We start from the raw sequence: 2,580 nt of genomic DNA, 5'->3' as shown, positions 1-2,580 counted from the left end.
TGTTGGCGCTGATTGAAAACTGACCCACCCTGCCGATTGAAAAATGACCCAGGACGGATTGCTGATTTTTGCCACAGCAATTGTGGATAAGCTTAGCAGCAGTGTTCCGGTTGACGACGCATCGGGCCCCACCGCATGCAGGCATGCGGCAGGGTGTTTACGGTGCAGATCAAAACGGTTCATCGTCCTCGATACCATCTCCGTCCTTGCGCTTTCGTTCCCGTGACTTGATCTTTGTCTGGGCGGCCAAGGTGCTATGTTGCAGGCGGTAGGACTCGTTGCCCGTTTCGACGATGTGGCAGTGGTGTGTCAGCCGATCCAACAACGCGGTGGTCATCTTGGCGTCGCCAAACACACTCGACCATTCCGAGAAGCTCAGGTTGGTGGTGATGACCACGCTGGTGTGTTCGTACAGTTTGGACAGCAGGTGAAATAACAGGGCGCCGCCGCTTTGGCTGAAGGGCAAATATCCGAGTTCATCCAGTATCACCAGGTCTGTGCGAAGCAGTGCCTGGGCGATTCGCCCTGCCTTGCCATCGTACTTCTCACGCTCCAGCAGATTCACCAGATCCACCGTGGAAAAGAAGCGCACGCGTTTGTTGTACGCCGTGATTCCGGATACAGCCAAGGCACTGGCCAAGTGTGTTTTTCCGGTTCCAGGCCCACCGATGAACACCACATTTTGCGCTGTCTCCGTAAACTCCAGGCTGGATAACTCCTTGACCAACCGGGCATCAGCGCAGGAAGCGCTGAAGTCAAAGCCAGCTAAATCACGGTGCATTGGGAGTTTTGCCATGTTCATCTGGTGGTTTACTGAGCGCACCGCTCGATCCGCATGTTCCTGTTGAAGCAGATGTTCCAGCAGCCATTTCGATGAAGCCGTCGACGCTGTTCCTTGAGAGACCAGTTCTTCCCAAGCACTGGCCATGCCGTGCAGGCGCAGTTCTTTGAGTTCCGTCATTAGGTCACGCATTGCGATTCTCCTCATCAGTCGAACGGAGCCGGTCGTAGCGCGCCGTATTGGCAACAGGCGCTACCTTGAGTTGCAAGCTGGTTTCTACGCAGGGAGGAGGTGCGGTGGAGGTCAGGCGGGCAACGACATTGAGGATGTGATCGGCGCTGAGACTTCCCGACTCAAGTACCAGCTCCACCGCCACCAGCACCGGTTCGAGACCGGCGATGGGCACAGCAGCCAGTACCTGCATCATGATTCGATCACCGTTGGTATGACGCCTCAGTCCCCGCTTGAGAAGCAGTAACGGCTTCGGCAGATCGGCAAATGGAGCGCCATTGCGCAATGCACCAGGCTTGCGTTCAATAAGTGGGATGTAGTGCTGCCAGTCAAAACTGACCTGATCTCGATCAAAAAGGCGCTCGTGGCTGGCGATCACCGTTTCGTCAGCGATGACCACGATCCGCGAAGGGTACAAGCGGCTGCTGACCCACTGACCAACACGCTCGCAAGGCACCGAATAACGATTTCTCGACACGCTGATCAGGCAGGTGCTAGAAACACGGACGGTGCGTTCGACGTAGCCATCAAAAGCCGTCGGCATCGGCATCATTTCAACCTGCTCCAGCTCCAGGACTTCTGCCACCGTCAAACCGTTGTATTGCGGATGTATAAGTTCACCCCAGAGCGCACGACAGCGTTGGCCGAGCCAGACGTTCAGCTCCTCGAAGGTATGGAACATGCAGTTTTGAGCATCGAGCCAGATTCGCCTCCGGCTGTCCTGAACGTTCTTCTCGACAATGCCCTTTTCCCAGCCAGAGGCTACGTTGCAGAAATCCGGATCGAACAGGTAGTGCGCGCACATCACGGAAAACCGGGCATTGACCGTGCGACCCTTGCCTTTGTTGACCTTGTCGACAGCCGTTTTCATGTTGTCGTAAATGCCGCGACGCGGCACGCCACCTAATGCTCCGAACGAGCGTGTATGGGCATCGAATAGCATCTCGTGACCTTGGCTCGGGTACGCAACCAACCAGAATGCGCGACTGGCGCACAGCTTCATGTGGGAGACCTGGATGCGTCGAAACAGGCCTCCGATCAGCAGCCCTTCTTCGCTCCAGTCAAATTGAAAGGCTTCACCGAGCGCAAACGTCAGCGGTACAAAAGCGCGTAAACACTTGCCTTGCTCGCCTCGCCACGAGCGTACAAACGCCGTGAGCTGGCTGTAGCCGCCGTCATAACCCTCGGCCTTGATCTGCTCGAAAAGTGCTTTGGCGCTTCTGCGATTGTGCTTTGCCCGGAACGAGTCGGCTTTCAGCGCCTGTTCCAGCGTGTCGTGGAAAGGGCTGAGTTTGTTGAAGGTCGCGCACCGATGGTACGCCGGCTGAGTGACTTCGGGCGCTCTGACCCATTTTCGGATGGTGTTTCTCGACAGCCCGGTACGCTTGGCTATCTGATGCAGCGAGAGCTTGTCGCGGAAGTACATCCGCCGGATTTTCCCCAACATTTCCATGCTGATCACCCTGTGTTCTCCTGCTCAAAAAGTGAGCAGAAGCAGTTGAACACCTGGGTCAGTTTTCAGTCGGCAGAACAGCCTCTACTGGGTCAGTTTTCGGTCAGCGGCAACA

At 56.2% G+C, this 2,580-nt stretch carries 3 protein-coding genes; all 3 read right to left on the bottom strand.

Features of this window, described 5'->3' with window-relative positions:
- The coding region (locus AACY18_RS27810) for a hypothetical protein (RefSeq protein ID WP_339434342.1) at window positions 1-183 on the bottom strand (183 nt) is incomplete at its 3' end.
- Window positions 170-973: an IS21-like element ISPsy20 family helper ATPase IstB gene (gene istB, locus AACY18_RS27805; protein ID WP_339434343.1), complete on the bottom strand. Its 804-nt coding sequence runs from the start codon at window positions 971-973 to the stop codon at window positions 170-172. The genes istB and AACY18_RS27810, both read right to left, overlap by 14 nt.
- A complete protein-coding gene (gene istA / locus AACY18_RS27800) occupies window positions 966-2,465 on the bottom strand; it encodes an IS21 family transposase (RefSeq protein WP_339434344.1) in 1,500 nt (499 codons plus the stop codon). The genes istB and istA overlap by 8 nt, the downstream gene beginning before the upstream one ends.
- Window positions 2,466-2,580: the final 115 nt, after the last annotated feature.

Source organism: Pseudomonas sp. EA_65y_Pfl2_P74, from assembly GCF_963970575.1.
Lineage (GTDB): Bacteria > Pseudomonadota > Gammaproteobacteria > Pseudomonadales > Pseudomonadaceae > Aquipseudomonas > Aquipseudomonas baetica_A.
Note: the sequence above shows the minus strand (reverse complement) of the source record. Positions and strands in the feature narration are given on the sequence as shown.

Bases quoted from the DNA above. Each gene is read 5' to 3' on its own strand.
- istB (WP_339434343.1), bottom strand. From the start codon at position 973: ATGCGTGACCTAATGACGGAACTCAAAGAACTGCGCCTGCACGGCATG.
- istA (WP_339434344.1), bottom strand. From the start codon at position 2,465: ATGGAAATGTTGGGGAAAATCCGGCGGATGTACTTCCGCGACAAGCTC.